Source organism: Halostagnicola sp. A-GB9-2 (genome assembly GCF_030068615.1).
Lineage (GTDB): Archaea > Halobacteriota > Halobacteria > Halobacteriales > Natrialbaceae > Halostagnicola.
On record NZ_JASJOC010000002.1, the window covers coordinates 58876 to 75116 of the forward strand.

The following is a 16241-nucleotide window of genomic DNA, read 5'->3' on the forward strand; positions in this document are numbered from 1 at the left end:
ACACGGACCCCACACAATGAAAAACCCATACACACTCGCGATGGACATGCAACGGCAGGCCTGGGAAGGGGCCGCCGAACTCGCCGAGAAGAGCCGCGTCGCGCCCGAGCGGACCGAAACGCTCGAGAACGTCGAGGTCGGACAGACGCCGAGCGAGGTCGTCTACGAGGAGAACAAACTCGAGCTGTTGCACTACGAATCGAAGACGGAGGAACAACACGACGTGCCGATTCTCATCGTCTACGCCCTGATCAACAAACCCTACATCCTCGACCTACAGCCGGATCGGTCGGTCGTCCAGACCTTACTCGAGGCGGGCTACGACGTGTACCTCATCGACTGGGGCGAGCCCTCCGCGCTGGATCGATCGCTCACGCTCGACGACTACGTCAACCGGTACATCGACAACTGCGTCGATACCGTTCGCGACCGGTCGGGCGAAGACGAGATCAACATTCTGGGCTACTGCATGGGCGGCACCAAGTCGGCCATGTACGCGTCCCTCTATCCCGAGAAAGTCAAGAACCTCGCGCTGATGGCTTCCGGCCTCTGTTTCGCCGGCGACGGCGGCGTCCTCGAGCTGTGGGGTGCCGAGGACTACTACGACCCGGATCGGGTCACCAACACGTACGGAAACGTGCCTGCGGAGTTCCTCGATGTCGGCTTCGCGTTGATGGATCCCGTCGCGAACAACGTGACGAAGTACGTCCGCTTTTACGACAATATGGACGACGAGGACTTCGTCGAAAACTTCGCGCGGATGGAGCGCTGGCTCTCGGAGGGGATCGACGTCGCTGGAGCCACCTACGAGGAGTTCATCACCGACATCTATCAGGAGAACAAGCTGATGGCAAACGAGCTCGTTCTCGGCGGCGAACGCGTCGACCTCGAGAATATCGAAATGCCCGTCCTCCAGATCGTCGCGGAGTACGACCACCTGATTCCGCCGAACGCATCGAAGCCGTTCAACGACGCGATCGCTTCCGAGGACACCGAGATCCTCGAGTTCCCGACGGGACACATCGGTATGTCGGTCTCCTCGCGGAGCCACGACGAACTCTGGCCGCAGGTCTGTGAGTGGTTCGAGGAACGATCGGGGACCGATCTTGCGGGGGAAGCGGAACCGGATGCCGCCGAAGCGGACCCCGACGAGTCGGACGCCGCGCTCGCAGCGGACGTCGAGGGGGACGAAACCGGCGTCGGCGACGAAGGGGTCGAAATCGAAATCGACGGAACCGGCGCCGACGGGGACCTCACCGATCTTTCCGGCGTCGGCGACGCCTACGCCCAAGACCTCCGGGAAGCCGGAATCGAGACTGTCGACGACCTCGCCGCGGCGGACGCCGCCGATCTGGCTACGGAGACCGGAATCTCCCCGGCGCGACTCGAGGACTGGATCGACCAGGCCGCCTCGAGATAGCTCCGGCGGGGCGAGGCTTCGAACAGTCAGCAATCGTCCGTCGGCTCGAATTCGACTTCCAACCTGTCGGCCGTTTCGTGTTTATCGATCTGCCTGTAGACGCAGAGAAGCTCCTCGAGTGGCAATAGCGGGACCGCCGGCTCGGCGGCGCTTTCCATCTCGATGTCGTGGAAATCGACGAGCGGCTCGTGGTGGTCGTTTCCGTGGTCGGCGAACACCACCTCGAGTTCCTCGCCGTGGATCCGGTACTCGTCGATCTGCGAGTCGCCGACATCGCGAGTCCGAACGAACTCGTCGGAACACGCGTCTCGGAGCCACTCGGCCCCTGAATCCGTGGTGAGAATATCGATATCGTTCGGATCGTCCTCGAGCCCTCTCAGAACCGAGTCGATGCTTCCGATAACGTACCACGTCACGTCGTTCGGGATATTCGTCACGAGGTTGCCGAGAACCGCTTCTTGAGAATCGGATAGTGCCATCTGTTCCCCGTCATCGGTCGCGAGTAATGATAGTTGTCGGTTGGCGAGAGTTGTGTTGATCGGTACAAGTTATGAGGCCGAGACTGTCACGACGGTCCGAGTTGGTCGTCTCTCGATAGATTGTGTGCGGTGTTTTTATCCCGGGCTCTCACCGACAACGAAATTACGGCTCGAGACAACTGTTGTTCGCTCATCTTCCACTCTTATTATCCGTTGTCGATACCTGGCAAATTGAGAGCCCGCACGTCATTATATAGGGTATGAGGTTCATTGACTAGGCGTCTATGTCAATGGAGGGGCGAACCTGCGTCATCACCGGGTCGGCTCGAGGCATTGGTCGAGGAATCGCTGAGCACCTCGGAGAGGAGGGTGCGAACGTCGTGGTCAACTATCGCTCGTCGGAGGGGGATGCTCACGAAGCGGTCGATGCGATCGAAACGGCTGGCGGGTCGGCGGTCACTGCACGGGCCGATGTCGCTGACCGCGCGGATGTCGAACACATGCGCGAGGTCTGTCTCGAGGCGTTCGGCCCGGCGGACGTGCTGGTGAACAACGCTGGCATCACGGCAGACCATCAGTTCACCGAGATGACCCGAGAGGATTGGGACCGCGTGATGGACGTCAACCTCGGCGGGATGTTCAACTGCAGTCAGGTCTTCTACGACGACCTCTGGAACGCCGAGGAGGGCCGGTTGATCAACATCTCGAGCGTCGTCGGCAAGCAAGGTAACTTCGGGCAGGCGAACTACGCCGCGGCCAAGAGCGGCATGTTCGGCTTTACCCGCACGATCGCCCTCGAGCTCGCACAGGGCGGCTCGACGGCCAACTGCGTGGCTCCGGGCTTTACGGCGACGGATATGGTCGAGACGGTCCCCGAGCACGTTCTCGAGCGGATTATCTCGAGCGTTCCCTTGGAGCGACTCGCGGAGGTCGAAGATATCGCCGCAGTCGTGCGGTTCCTCGCGAGCGAGGATTCGTCGTACGTGACCGGAGAAGTGATCGACGTCAACGGCGGCATGGATCTCTAACCGATTCGGCCCGATACTCGTTCGTCTCTTTGCCCTACTGGACTTGTGCACTACCCGGCCCAACGCCGTAACAGAGATTCATCGACAGCGGAACGAGAACGAGCGCCGCCGGAAACGTCAACAGTACGAGGGTGAACGGATCCGGCGGTGCGATGGTCGTGGCGAGCGCCCATGCGGCGGTCGCACCGATTCCGAACGAACCGGCCCACCGCTCGATCTTCGACGACGAATCCGTCCGCTCCGGGAGCCGCGTTCTGTACACGAGATCCGCAGGGATCGCGACCGGTAAGAGAACGAACGTGACGAATCCCCAGAGGGATCCGCTCGCACCTCGAGCGCTGGCGTCCACCGCGACGGCGTAGCAGAGACACCAGGCTCCGGCAACGAGAAGGAGCAGGAACGCCAGCAACAGGACCCCTGGAAGATCGATTGACCCGGAAACCATCATATCTAATCTGACAGGTATTCGAATAAGCACTTTCGTTCGGCTGAAAGGTGCTTGGAAGTCGTTCCGGAATTCGCTACTCGACCGCGCGTTTGCGTTATCGATTCGCCCACCGCTCCGTCGAAGCGTTTACAGCTTCGTCGATCGGTTTACAACTCCCGCTTTTCCTTCTCGAGCACTTGCACGTTCTCGATGCCAGTCGCCGGATACTGGCCGTCCTCGTCCTTTTCGACGGCTTTGACCATATCCCAGACAACGTTGAGCCCGGTCGTGACGCCCTCGAGCGCTTCCATCTCACAGCCCGTCTTCCCGGTCGTCTCGACGGCAACCTCGAGCGCCACGCGGTCGTCCTCGAGCGAAAAGCTGGTGTCGACGTTCGTGATCGGGATCTGGTGGCACATCGGGATCGTCTCCCAGGTGTGTTTAATGGCCTGAATCGCGCCGATTCGGGCGGTGGCGAGCACGTCGCCTTTGCCGATCTGGTCGTCGCGAATCGCCTCGAGGGTCGAGGGCTGGAGTCGGATTTCGCCAGCGGCGACGGCGCGGCGACTGGTGTCCGGTTTGTCGCCGACGTCGACCATCTGCACGTCGCCGTCGTCGGTGGTGTGGGTGAGTTCGTCGGCGTCGGTTTCGTCGGTATCGGCGGACCCCTCCGGAACGTTCGTCGGGTGATCGTCGCTCATTGGTTACTCGCCCTCGTCGGTCTCGCCCCAAAGCACTGCTGGAATATCCTCGAGCAGGTCGGAGGCGAAGAATCCCTGTCCCATCCGTTCTGCCCGTAGTTCGCCCGCTCTCCCGTTGACGTAGGCACCCGCCGTCGCGGCCTCGAGCGGCTCCGCGTGCTCGAGCAGTCCGGCGACGATGCCCGCGAGAAGGTCGCCGGTTCCGCCGACGGCCATTCCGGGTGTCCCGGCTCGACAGATTTGGGTACGTTCGCCGTCGGTCGCCACATCGTCGACGCCCTTCGCGAGAACGACGTGACCGAGGTCGGCGGCGAACTCCTCGAGTTCGTCCGCGGCGGCCTCGAGGTCGTCCGTCTCCGGTCCACCCATCCCCGCCAGTTCGCGACGGTTCGGCGTACAGACCAGCGTCGCCTCGGTCTCGAGATCCGGGACGATCTCGAGGGCGTCGGCGTCGACGACCGCCGGACCCGTGTAGGACTCGAGGAACCGGCGCGCGGCCTCGAGGGTTTCGTCGGCGGTGCCGAGTCCGGGGCCGAGGATCACCACGTCGTCGTAGCGCTCTGCAGTTTCGACGAGGCCCTCCACCTGCTCCGGAACGAGGCGGTCGCCCTCGTACGGTTGGACGATCAGATCTGCCGCGTAGGACTGGATCTCGCCGCCGACGCCCTCCGGCGCGGAGACGAACGAGAGCTCCATTCCGCTCCGGAGGGCGGCCTGTGCGGCTAACGCCGGGGCCCCGGTGTACGGACCGCCGCCGATGACGAACGCCCGTCCCGTTCGCCCGTCGGGTCGCGCGACACGGAGATCGCCCGGTCCGGCGTAGCGCTCTGCGGCCGCCGGAATGCCGATATCTGCCACGGAGACGTCGACCGAGAGGTCCTCGAGGCCGGGTTTCTCGTCGTGGAACGTGACGACGCGGTCGGCTTCGACGCCGTTGTCGGCGTGGGCGTCGCGACCTTCGCCATTCGAACTCGCCGCCGCGTCGGCGTCGAACCCCGAGGGAACGTCGACCACGATCACGGTCGCGTCGCTCTCGTTGATCGCCCGCGCGGCGGTCGCCTCCGGTTCTCGGAGTTCGCCGCTGATCCCCGTCCCGAGCATCGCGTCGACGACCACGTCGGCGTCCGGGAGAGTGAACTGACTCGAGTCCGTCACCGTTCGCGTCTCGGCGTCCGCGTTCTCGAGTGCGTCCCAGTTCTCTCGCGCGATTTCGGTGCCGATCGCCGCCGGTCGACCGAGCAAGATTGTGGTGCAGTCATAGGCCTCGAGAAAGCGAGCGGCGACGAACGCGTCGCCGCCGTTGTTTCCTCTGCCGGCGACGATCGCCACGCTCGCATCCGGTTCGGCGACCTCCCTAACGGCCCTCGCGACGGCGTTCCCGCTCGACTCCATCAGCTGTTTCTGGCTGACGCCCAGCGCGGCCGCGTTCTCGTCGACGGCGGCCATTCGCTCGCCTGTGATCATGGTCGGTCTTCGACGGGCGGTCCGTTGAAGATTGCGGACGGGTCGGTGTTCCGGGGACACCTACCCCGCCGCCGTTTCACTTCCGTTCCGGTGGCCAAACCCTCTTACCTACACGGACCGCAGACGCGTATAATGGATGGGAGCGCGCTGCCCGTCGACGACGAGCACCTGCAGTTCGATCCCTCGATGGTCGAACTCGAGGATCAGGAGGTGTTCGACCTGCTCGAGCCCGCCCTCCAGGAGTGGTGGCTCGAGGAGTTCGGCGAGTACGTTCCCGAGAACGACGGCTTCTTTACGCCGCCACAGGAGGGCGCGATCCCGAAGATCCACGACGGGACGAACACACTAATCTGTGCGCCGACGGGTTCGGGCAAGACGCTTGCTTCCTTTACCGCGATCATCAACGAACTCTTCGAGCGCGATCGTGAGGCCGAGGACGGGTTAGAGAACTCCGTCTACTGCCTGTACGTCTCGCCGCTCAAATCCCTCGCCAACGACATCCACCGGAACCTCGAGGTACCGCTGGCTGGAATCGAGGAAATCGTCGAGGACCGCGGCGAGTCGATGGGCGAGATCCGCCACGCGATCCGCCACGGCGACACGTCCTCGAACGACCGTCAGAAGATGCTCGAGGAGACGCCCCACATTCTGAATACGACACCCGAGACGCTCGCGATTCTGCTCAACTCGCCGAAATTCCGGGAGAAGCTTAGGACCGTCGAGTACGTCATCGTCGACGAGATTCACTCGCTGGCGGGAAGCAAGCGCGGCACGCACCTCTCGGTGAGCCTCGAGCGCCTCGAGGCGATGAGCGAGACGGAGATCACCCGAATCGGCTGCTCGGCGACCATCGAACCGCTGTCTCGCGTCGCAGAGTTTCTTGTCGGTTACGAAGATTCTGAGGGACAGGAAGCCGAGCCGAAGGCAGTGGACGATGATTCGAATACAGCAGAAGCCGAGTCGAAGCCAACGGAGGGTGATCCAGACCGATCAGCCAACGAGTCGGGCGACTCCACCTCGGCGAATCTCGACGCCGAGTCTGACCTCGCGGACGAACGAGAATGGGGACCGCGACCCTACGAGATTATCGACGCCAGATTCGCCCGCGAATTCGATCTGCAACTCGAGTGTCCGACCGACGATCTGATCAACACGTCTCGAGAGGTCGTCCAGGGCCGGTTCTACGAACAACTCCACGAACACATCCAGAACCACACCAATACGCTGGTGTTCACCAACACACGGTCCGGCGCGGAACGTGTGCTCCACAACTTGCGCGAGCGGTTCGACGAGTACGACGAGGACAACTCCGGCTGTCACCACGGCAGCCTTTCGAAAGGGGTCCGACAGGAGGTCGAAGGGCAGCTCAAAGCGGGCGAACTGGATGTCGTCACCTCCTCGACCAGCCTCGAGCTGGGGATCGACATGCCCCACGTCGATCTCGTGGTCCAGGTCGGCTCGCCGAAATCCGTCGCCGCGCTCCTCCAGCGAGTCGGTCGCGCGGGCCACCGCGTCGGCCAGACCGTGACCGGGCGCGTGATCGCGCTGGATCGGGACGAACTCCTCGAGTGTGCGGTGATGTTGAAGAAGGCCGAGGACGGATTCGTCGACTCAGTGTCGATCCCCGAAAACGCCCAGGACGTCGCCGCCCAGCAGGTCTACGGGATGGCGATCGCCGAAATTCGACCCGAACGCGAGATGCGGACGGTCCTCCGCCGGGCCTATCCCTACCGAGACTACTCCGAAGACGAGTACGAGTCCCTGATGAGCTACCTCACGGCCGACTACGCCGGGATGGAGGATCGAAACGTCTACGCGAAGATCTGGCGGGACGAAAACGACCCGCCCGACGGCGAGCACCACCACGAAGAGTTCCCCGTCGGCGAACCCCTGATCGGCAAACGGGGGCGGCTCGCTCGAGTCATCTACATGACCAACATCGGGACGATTCCCGACTCCTTTACCTGTAACGTCCACACCAGGGCCAACGACGAGTGGGTCGGCCAACTCGATGAGAATTACCTCGACACCCTAGAGAAGGGCGACGTGTTCGTCCTCGGGGGCAATCACTTCGAGTACCAGTACCGACGCGGCTCGAAGGTGTACGCCGATCGAACAAGCGCGCGACCGACCGTTCCCTCGTGGTACTCCGAACGCCTGCCGCTCTCTTACGATCTGGGCTGTGAGATCCTCGTGTTCCAACAGGAACTGCTCGGCCACCACGCCGAGGGCGGTTCGCCGCGAGTCCGCGCGTGGCTCCGTGAATTCCCGCTCGGCGACGACTGCGTTCGGGCGATCGCGCGACTGTTCGACCACCAGCTTCGGTACGCGGGCCCCGAAAGCGTAAGCACCGAGAGCCGACTCACCATTGAGGTCGAACGCGACCGCAACGAGTACGAGCGCCACTACTACGTTCACTCGAATTACGGACGGAAGGTCAACGACGGACTCTCCCGGCTGTTCGCCTACCGCTGTGCCCAGGAGGCGACTGCGAACGTCCGCGTTGCCGTCGCCGACAACGGCTTCGTCCTCTCGATGCCGCTCAACCGAAAGATCGATCTCAAGGGGATCGTCTCGGATCTCGAGGCCGAGCAGGTTCGCGAGGATCTCCGAAACGCCATCTCCGGCACGGACCTGCTCCAGCGGTACTTCCGAATCAACGCTACACGTGCGCTGATGATCCTCAAGCGATACAAGGGCTACGAGAAATCCGCCAGCGAACAGCAGGTCTCGAGTGAGATGTTGCTGGGCTTTGCGGAGGACCTCGAAGAGTTCGCCGTCATCGAGGAAACCTACCGCGAAATCCTCGAGGACAAACTCAACGTCGAGGAGATCGAAGGTATCATCTCCCGTATCGACGGCGGCGAGCTGGCCGTCGAACGACAGCTGCTGGATTCGCCCTCGCCTCGAGCGTTCGGCCTCGCGACGCTTTCGGCGAGCGACGTCGTCCTCGCCGAGGACGAGAGTGCGGCCTTACAGAACTTCCACGAGCACGTACTCGAGGAGATCGGCGAGGAGTCGGTTCGGGGTCTCCCGACGGACGACTGAGTTATCATCAACGGCCAATAGTGCAGTTAGGGATAGTCCAACCAGAGTAGTACCACGAACAGCTTCACGGATACTATCAGGACTGGTAGAGCGGACAACACCACGGTAGCAAAGCCGGGGTAACTGGAAAGACCATACAGTTGGAAATACTATTGCAATCTCTCGCTCTCGGAATTGTGCTACCACTCATTCTCAAAACACTACTGTAGTTTAACGCAACTAATAAATACCCAAAAATACTTTTCGTTGGAAAGCGTGTGTGGGGTATGTCCTTTCAACTGACGGACGAACAGCGCGCGATCCGAAACAGCGTCAGGGAATTCGGGAAAGAAGAGATCGAACCGGTCGCTCGAGAGCACGACGAGAACGGAAAGTATCCCGCAGAGCTCGTCCAGAAGGCGGCCGAACTGGATCTCGTCGGAACGAGCATTCCGATCGACTACGGCGGCGCGGGGATGGATCTCCTCTCAGGAGTCGTCGTCACCGAGGAACTCTGGCGCGCTGATCCGGGTATCGGGAGCGCCATCGGGAGCCGAGCGTTCGGCGCGACGATGATCGACGAGTTCGGCGACGAGTGGATGAAAGAGGAGTGGCTTCCGGCTATCGCCTCCGGTGAATCCGCCTGTGCGAGCGCGATCAGCGAACCCGCACACGGCTCGAACGTCGCGGGGATCGAGACGACCGCAGAACGGACCGACGACGGCTTCGTGATCAACGGCAACAAAATGTGGATCACGAACGGCACCGTCGCCGACGTCGCCGTCGTGATGGTCAAGACAGACCCCGGCGAAGGGCACAAAGGAATCTCCGCGCTGCTCGTGCCGACCGACACGGATGGGTTCGCCGCGGAGAAGATCGACAACAAACTGGGCATCCGCGCGTCCGATCTGGCCGAACTCATCTTCGACGACGTCGTCGTCCCCGAGGAAAACGTCGTCGGAACCGAAAACGGCGGTTTCTACCAGCTCATGGAGTTCTTTGCGTCGGGCCGAATCAACGTCGCGGCCCAGGCGGTCGGCACCGCACAGGCCGCACTCGACGCCGCCCTCGAGTACGCGGGCGAACGCGAACAGTTCGGTCAACCGATTTCGGAGTTTCAGGCGATCGAACACAAACTCGCGGAGATGGCGACCAACGTCGAGGCGGCCCGCTCGCTCACCTATCGGGCGGCCAGCTGTGCGATGGAGGGCGATGAGGAGATGGCGGCGAAGTTCGCGAGCATGGCGAAGCTGTTCGCGAGCGAGCACGCCGTCGAGGTTGCAGACGAGTCGATTCAGGTCCACGGCGGCTCCGGATACGTCTCCGACTACCCCGCCGAGCGCTACTACCGCGACGCCCGAATTACCAAGATCTACGAGGGGACCAGCGAGATCCAGAAGAACATCATCGCCGATAACCTGCTGTAGCGGTCGACTCGAAGAAACCGCTAGAAAATGATGCTGAGATTGACAACTCGAGTTCCTGATCGAAACGCACAGGTGAGATGACTCGAAACAAGCCGATATGACTGAAGACGAGCCCCCGAACTGGGACTTCAAAGACCGCGATATCGCAATTCTCTGTGAACTTGCGGACGACCCGCAACTTTCCTCTCGAGAGTTGACCGACGTTCTGGCATCGGAGTACGATATCGAGGTCTCGCATGTCACCGTCAGCGAGTCGATCCGTCGAATGCGCGACGAAGGCGTCTTTCGGGAGGCGATCATCCCGAACGAGGAGTACTACATCTTCGCGCTGTTCGAGTTCAAGTTCAACACCGAACACTTCGCCGACAGCTGGCAGGAGGCAATGGAGTACATCCGCGAGGACAAGCACACGCTGTTTTTCTTCCTCTCGGACGGCGAGTACCAGTGGAAGACCGTGATGATGTTCCGGGATCGTCAGGAGGTCTCCCGGTGGATTCACGAGTGTTACAAGGACTACGGCGGCGTCATTGCGAACATCCGGAACTCCGCGGTCCACAACGTCCTCAAGTTCCGAACCGATCCGCGGATCTACGAGGACCTCCGCGAGGAGTAACGACGCGTTCAGAGCCGACGCGAGAGTAACGGCGCGTTCGAAACGGAACCGTTTTTGCGCCTGTTTCCGACTACTCTCCTTCGAACTCGGGCTCTCGATCCTCCGCGAAGGCCATCGTCCCTTCCATCACGTCGTCCGTGCTGATCAGGAGGCCAAAGCCCTGACTCTCCATTGCGAGGGCGGCCTCCATGCTCGCGTCCTCACCCTCGTTCATCACCTTCTTGGCGACCTCGAGACCGATCGGCGGGCCGTTTCGCAGGTCGCTCACGAAGTCCTCGACGACGTCGTCGAACGCCTCGCGATCGACTGCGCGGTTGATCAGGCCCCAATCCTGGGCCCGTTCGGCGTCGATGTGCGAGCCGCGGAAGACGAGTTCCTTCGCTCGAGTCTCCCCGAGGATGCGCATGAGTCGTTGCGTGCCGCCGCCGCCGGGGATCAAGCCGAGGCCGATTTCAGGTGCCCCGAACGACGACCGTTCGGTCGCAAGGCGCAGGTCGCACGCGAGTGCAAGTTCGAGCCCGCCGCCGAGACAGAAGCCGTCGATCTTGGCGATGACGGGTCGCGGAAAGTCGTTGACGGTTTCGAATGCCGGCGTCACCTGCATCATATCAGTCGGCTTCGTACTGCTGAATCCGGAGATGTCCGCGCCAGCGCTGAAGGCGCGGTCGCCCGCCCCTTCGATCGTTACGCAGCGAACGTCATCGGTGTCGACGCTCGAGAAGAGGTCGTCGATCTCGCCGAGCAGGTCCTCCGAGAGGGCGTTCATCCGCGACGGACGATCGAGTTCGATCTGCAACACGCCGTCCTCGAGGTCGACGTTGATGTCGTGATACGAATCGAGGTCGCCCTCGTCGGTATCGTACTCGTAAAAGCCCGCCCAGGCGTCTTCGCCGGTCCGTCCCTCCTCGACGAGTTCCTCGAGATACGGGTGCGGTTCAAAGCGATTCGAGCCGGTCTCTTCCTGTAAAGTCTCGAGTTTCTCTAGAATGGTGTCGATGCCGATCTTGTCCGCGCGGCGACAGATCCCCTCGGGAAAGCCGAGTCCGAGTCGGACGCCGATGTCGACTTCCTCGGGCGTCGAGACGTCCTCGCCGACGATGTACGCGGCACGATTAGCGAGACGAGCCTCGATCCGGAGCGTGTCGAACCCTTCGCCGTCGCCCGGTTCGTAGTCGGCTCCGTTGCCGTCTTCATAGTTGTAAAATCCCTCGCCAGTCTTCTGACCGAGATTCTCGTTTTCGACCTTCTGCTCGATGATCGGCGGAACGGGGGTTCCCCCTTCCTTTCGGACGTGGTAGCCGACGTCGATGCCGGTCAGGTCGGCGAGTTCGAACGGCCCCATCGGGTACCCTCGCTGGTGGACCATCGCTGCGTCGGCTTCGCGGATCGTCGCTTCGTCTTCGGAAACCATCCACGCCGCTTCGCCGCCGAAGGGACCGAGGACGGTGTTGACGACGAAGCCGCGGACGTCTTTCCGAACGTAGATCGGCGTCTTGTCGATCGATTCGACCCACTCGTAGCCGGCTTCGGCGACCTCGTCGGTCGTCCGTTCGCCGTAGATGACCTCGACGAGGTCCATCTTCACGGGCGGGTTGAAAAAGTGCAGTCCGAGGACTCGCTCCGGCGTTTCGAGGACCTCCGCGATATCGCTGATCGGCAGACTCGAGGTGTTCGACGCGAGCAGGGTGTCCTCGTCGGTTAACTCCTCGAGATCGGCGAAGATGTCGTGTTTCAACTCGAGGTTCTCGGGGGCGGCCTCGATGACCAGATCAGCGTCGGAGACGGCCTCGTCGAGGTCGGTGGTCGTCTCGATTCGATCGAGGACGTCCGCCGCGGGCTCGTTGAGTCGGTCTTTTTCCTCGAGTTTCTCGAGGCTCCACTCGATCTGCTCGTATCCGCCGTCGACGAGGTCATCCTCGATGTCCCGCATGGTGACGTCGTAGCCGGCCATTGCGGTGACTTCGGTGATCCCGTGACCCATGTTTCCTGCGCCCAAGACGGCGACGCGGTCGATGGTTCCGTATGACATAGTTATCGTGTCGGTCGATACTCCCTTAATTCCTCCGAACGTTCCTTACCAATGTTAAGGCGTGTTCGAATATCGCTACAGATCGTATTCGGCCACGAAAAATGAACGAACGTCGTAATAAATTAGTGAACTGTGGCCCCGCTACAGCGGCTCCTCTCCGTTGATGATCCGTTTGGCTCGAGCGGCCAGCGCCGGGACCCGATCCTCCATCTTCGGATACATCGGATCGTCGCTGTTGCCCTCGAGGTAGCGCCGGAAGAACATCTCGCCGAGACCAGCGAGTTTGTAAACTGCGAGTGCACGATAGAACCGATCGTTCGCGAAGCTGTAGCCGGTCTGGGACTCCCAGCGATCGACCAGTTCGCGGCGACTCGAGTACCCCTCGCGTTCCATAAAGCGAGTCGTCAGCTCCGGAATGGACGGCTTGGGATCCTTCGAATCGCGCCAGTACGAAAGCATCCAGCCCAGATCCGCGCGCGGATCGCCGAGGGTTGCCATCTCCCAGTCGAAGACGCCGACCAGCTCGGGCGTTTCGCCCGGACCGAACATCACGTTATCGAGCTTGTAGTCGCCGTGGACGAGCGTGTGCGGGTGTTCCCCAGGAACGTTCTCCTGAAGCCACTCGCCGACGTCGTACAGGTCCGGCACCTCGCGTTCCTCGGCGGTCACGTCGAAGGCCCACATAAGTTGCTGGCCCCAGCGATCGACCTGTCGCTGGGTGTAGCCGGCTGGCCGTCCGAACTCGCCGAGACCAACCGATTTGTACTCCAGGTTGTGGATCGTCGCCAGCGTGTCGACGAGTTCCTCGCCGATCCGGGCTCGAGCGTCGAGGTTCGCAAAGCGCTCGGGTTCGTCCTCCCGAAGGACGTCACCCTCGAGACGTTCCATTACGTAGAAGTCGCTTCCGATGATGTCGTGATCTTCGCACGCGAAAAGCGGCTCCGGAACGGGAATATCGGTGTAGGCGACGGCGTTCGTCACCTGATACTCCCGGAGCACGTCGTGGGCCGTATCCGCGGTTTCGCCCGGCGGCGGCCGCCGGATGACCAGTTCCCGCTCGCCCCACGTGACGAACAGCGTCTCGTTCGAGTGGCCCTCGCGGTGTCGGCGGACCTCGTACTCCTCGACCGACTCGAGATTGTCGTCCAGAAACGCCGCCAGCGCATCCTCGTCGACGAGGCGTTCGTAGTACTCGTCGCTCATGGCCTCCCGCCGGTCCTTTTATCGCCGTTCGTAGACGAACGCTCGTCGTTCGCTTCGATCCCGTTCGACATAGGTGTGTTCGCTACTGTTTGTCTGGTTAACGAAAATAGTTTCGACGAGAGTAATATCTTACAATGTTTTGGAATGTGGGTCTGTGAGGGACCTAACGCCGTCACGATACGTACTGTTGACACGGCTCGAGAGGATCGAAAGTGTTCACGCACCATCGACGATATCAAGCACCTCCAGGGGGTCTTCGATCCGGTACGAGACGGCGGGGCCCTCGTCCGCGCCGAACGCGACGCCGTGCAGTCCCGCCTCGGCGGCCCCCTTTACGTCGTGTTCGTACCGATCGCCGATCATGAGCGACCGTTCGGGAGAAACGCTGGCTTTCTCGAGCGCGGTCTCGAACATGGCCGGATCGGGTTTGGTCCGGCCGACCCCCTCCGAGGTCGTGATCGAATCGAACTGCGACCGAACGCCGAAGCGCTCGAGCATCCGTTTCCCTTCGGCGTCGTCGACATCGCTGATGACGCCGACGTGGAGATCCCGCTCGGCGAGTCGCTCGATGGCCTCAGGAGCGCCGGGAACCGGCTCGATGGACTCGCTCACAGCCGCTTCGAAGGTCGGCTTCCACTCGTCTCGAGGAACGTCCTCGCCGACGAGTTCCTCGACAGCGCGGGCGTAGCCCTCCCGAGCCGAGCGAAACGCCGTCCCGTCTCGGTCGCGGAAGTAGTCTCCGACGGTCGTCCGCCACGTCTCGAGTGCCCGTTCTCGTCCCATCTCGAGATCGTACCGGTCGACGAGGGCGGCGACGAACGAGGCGTGGGCCGCCTGCACCGACTCGAGGTCGAGGATCACGCCGCCGATGTCCCAGAAGACGGCGCCCCACTCCGTCGGCGCTCGTTCCGGATCGGCGTCTCGATCGTCGACGCCGCTCATCTCGAGACCGCTCACGACCGGTCACATCCGTTCATCGTCGACCCCGTTCACGTCGTCGAATCGTCGAGCGGTCGATCTCCTCGAGCGTTCGACAGCCGGCGAGTCCGACGGTGAGGTCCAGATCCGCGAGAAAATTCCCGAGCACCGACCGGACGCCGTCCTCGCCACCGATCGCGAGTCCGTAGGCGTAGGGTCGTCCGAGGAGTACGGCGTCGGCACCCAGCGCGAGCGCGCGAAACGCGTCGCTTCCACGCCGAATCCCGCTGTCGAAGAGGATCGGAACCGTTCCGTCGACGGCCTCGACGACCTCCGGAAGCGCCTCGAGGGCGGGAATCGCGCCATCGATCTGGCGACCGCCGTGGTTCGAGACGACGATGCCGTCGACGCCGCGAGCGACGGCCTCGCGCGCGTCGTCCGGGTGGAGAATCCCCTTGAGGATGATTGGGAGATCCGTCTTCTCCCGGATGAACTCGAGGTCGTCCCACGTCAACGATGGGTTGCCGAAGCAGTCGGTAAAGGACTCGAGCGCCTCGACGAGGTTGTGTTCGGGCTCGCCATCGATCCGGTCGCAAAACGCGGGATCCTCGAAGTAGTTCGTGACGCCTTCGCCCTCGAGGAAGGGGAGGTAGCCGAGTTCGATGTCGCGCTCGCGCCAGCCCATCTTGGGCGTGTCGAGCGTGACGACGACGGCCTCGTAGCCCGCGTCTTCGGCCCGCTCTATGAAGCTCGCGGCGACGTTTCTGTCGGAGCTCCAGTAGAGCTGGAACCAGCCCGGCGAGTCGCCGAGTTCGTCTGCGATTGCTTCGAACGTGTGAGAAGCGACGGAGCTACAGACGAGGGGGATATCGAACTCGCTGGCCGCGCGTGCAACGGCGAGTTCGGCCTCGTCGTGTAAGATTCCCTGGACGCCGATGGGCGCGAGCAAGACCGGTGCGGGAAGCTCCGTGTCGAACAGCTCGAGCGAGAGGTCCCAGTCGGAGATATCCCTGAGCATTCGGGGAACGATCCGCCACTCGTCGAATGCCCGGTCGTTGGCCTCCATCGTCGACTCCGAGCCCGCGCCGCCGGCGACGTATGCGGCCGCTTCGTCGTCGAGTTCCTCGAGGGCCCGTTGCTCTAAGTCCCCGAAGGAGACCGGATACTCCGGTAACTCGTTTCGGAGCATCCCGCTCCGATAGATCGCTTCCTGTCGGTCCGGTCCGTACTGCGTCTGATCCGTTGGTGTTCTGTCGTCTGACATGTGTTCCTCCTGTGGGCGAGAGCTGGACTGAGTTGTGTGGCTGTTTCAGGTCGTGTGGGTTGTTTCGGGTCGTAAGTGGGTTGCTTCGGGCCGTGTGGACTGTTCGCGCCATGTGGGTTTGGTATCCGAGTGCGCCCGATCCGGCTCTTGACCCGTCGTTTCCACCCATCTCGATGGACGGGCCTCCGCGTATGCGTGACTGTGACAAGGGAAGTGATGTACTTAACGATAGGGAATCCAT

The 16241-nt window shown here is 62.2% G+C and carries 13 protein-coding genes; 5 read left to right on the forward strand and 8 right to left on the reverse strand.

All coding sequences use genetic code 11. The annotated features are described in order from the left end of the window. Window positions 1–16 precede the first annotated feature (16 nt). A complete protein-coding gene (phaC, locus tag QNM96_RS05725) occupies window positions 17–1420 on the forward strand; it encodes a class III poly(R)-hydroxyalkanoic acid synthase subunit PhaC (RefSeq protein WP_283835061.1) in 1404 nt (467 codons plus the stop codon). Window positions 1421–1446: 26 nt separating this feature from the next. Here phaC and QNM96_RS05730 read toward each other — a convergent pair whose 3' ends face one another. After that, a complete protein-coding gene (locus QNM96_RS05730; RefSeq protein WP_283835062.1) occupies window positions 1447–1899 on the reverse strand; it encodes a hypothetical protein in 453 nt (150 codons plus the stop codon). Between the two features lie 284 nt (window positions 1900–2183). Between QNM96_RS05730 and QNM96_RS05735 the strand changes: the two genes are divergently transcribed. After that, window positions 2184–2927, forward strand: a complete 744-nt coding sequence (locus QNM96_RS05735) for a beta-ketoacyl-ACP reductase (protein WP_283835063.1) — start codon at window positions 2184–2186, stop codon at window positions 2925–2927. 34 nt (window positions 2928–2961) lie between these two features. On the opposite strand, the gene QNM96_RS05740 is transcribed toward QNM96_RS05735, so the two are convergent. From QNM96_RS05740 to QNM96_RS05750, 3 genes are all read right to left on the reverse strand, one after another. Then, window positions 2962–3372 (reverse strand): hypothetical protein, encoded by a 411-nt coding sequence (locus QNM96_RS05740; RefSeq protein ID WP_283835064.1) that lies wholly within the window; start codon window positions 3370–3372, stop codon window positions 2962–2964. 149 nt (window positions 3373–3521) lie between these two features. Continuing rightward, on the reverse strand, window positions 3522–4055 hold the full coding sequence (gene moaC, locus QNM96_RS05745; protein WP_283835065.1) for a cyclic pyranopterin monophosphate synthase MoaC: 534 nt from the start codon (window positions 4053–4055) through the stop codon (window positions 3522–3524). A gap of 3 nt (window positions 4056–4058) precedes the next feature. Continuing rightward, window positions 4059–5519, reverse strand: a complete 1461-nt coding sequence (locus tag QNM96_RS05750; protein ID WP_283835066.1) for an NAD(P)H-hydrate dehydratase — start codon at window positions 5517–5519, stop codon at window positions 4059–4061. A gap of 132 nt (window positions 5520–5651) precedes the next feature. Between QNM96_RS05750 and QNM96_RS05755 the strand changes: the two genes are divergently transcribed. From QNM96_RS05755 to QNM96_RS05765, 3 genes are all read left to right on the forward strand, one after another. Next, complete coding sequence (locus QNM96_RS05755) at window positions 5652–8567, forward strand: ATP-dependent helicase (RefSeq protein WP_283835067.1); 2916 nt, start codon at window positions 5652–5654, stop codon at window positions 8565–8567. A gap of 266 nt (window positions 8568–8833) precedes the next feature. Next, window positions 8834–9973 carry an acyl-CoA dehydrogenase family protein gene (locus QNM96_RS05760; protein WP_283835068.1) on the forward strand — a complete coding sequence of 380 codons (1140 nt, stop codon included), beginning with the start codon at window positions 8834–8836 and terminating at the stop codon, window positions 9971–9973. A gap of 97 nt (window positions 9974–10070) precedes the next feature. Further along, window positions 10071–10586, forward strand: a complete 516-nt coding sequence (locus QNM96_RS05765) for a winged helix-turn-helix domain-containing protein (RefSeq protein WP_283835069.1) — start codon at window positions 10071–10073, stop codon at window positions 10584–10586. Window positions 10587–10656: 70 nt separating this feature from the next. Here the strand turns inward: QNM96_RS05765 and QNM96_RS05770 are convergent, their stop codons facing one another. The 4 genes from QNM96_RS05770 to QNM96_RS05785 all read right to left on the reverse strand — a co-directional run bounded on the left by QNM96_RS05770 (window position 10657) and on the right by QNM96_RS05785 (window position 16000). Further along, entirely contained in the window at window positions 10657–12615 is a 1959-nt protein-coding gene (locus QNM96_RS05770) for a 3-hydroxyacyl-CoA dehydrogenase NAD-binding domain-containing protein (protein WP_283835070.1), read from the reverse strand. Between the two features lie 141 nt (window positions 12616–12756). After that, window positions 12757–13818: a phosphotransferase family protein gene (locus QNM96_RS05775; RefSeq protein ID WP_283835071.1), complete on the reverse strand. Its 1062-nt coding sequence runs from the start codon at window positions 13816–13818 to the stop codon at window positions 12757–12759. Window positions 13819–14034: 216 nt separating this feature from the next. Then, entirely contained in the window at window positions 14035–14760 is a 726-nt protein-coding gene (locus QNM96_RS05780; protein WP_283835643.1) for an HAD family hydrolase, read from the reverse strand. A 31-nt stretch (window positions 14761–14791) separates the two neighbouring features. Continuing rightward, complete coding sequence (locus QNM96_RS05785) at window positions 14792–16000, reverse strand: alpha-hydroxy-acid oxidizing protein (protein WP_283835072.1); 1209 nt, start codon at window positions 15998–16000, stop codon at window positions 14792–14794. Window positions 16001–16241 lie beyond the last annotated feature (241 nt).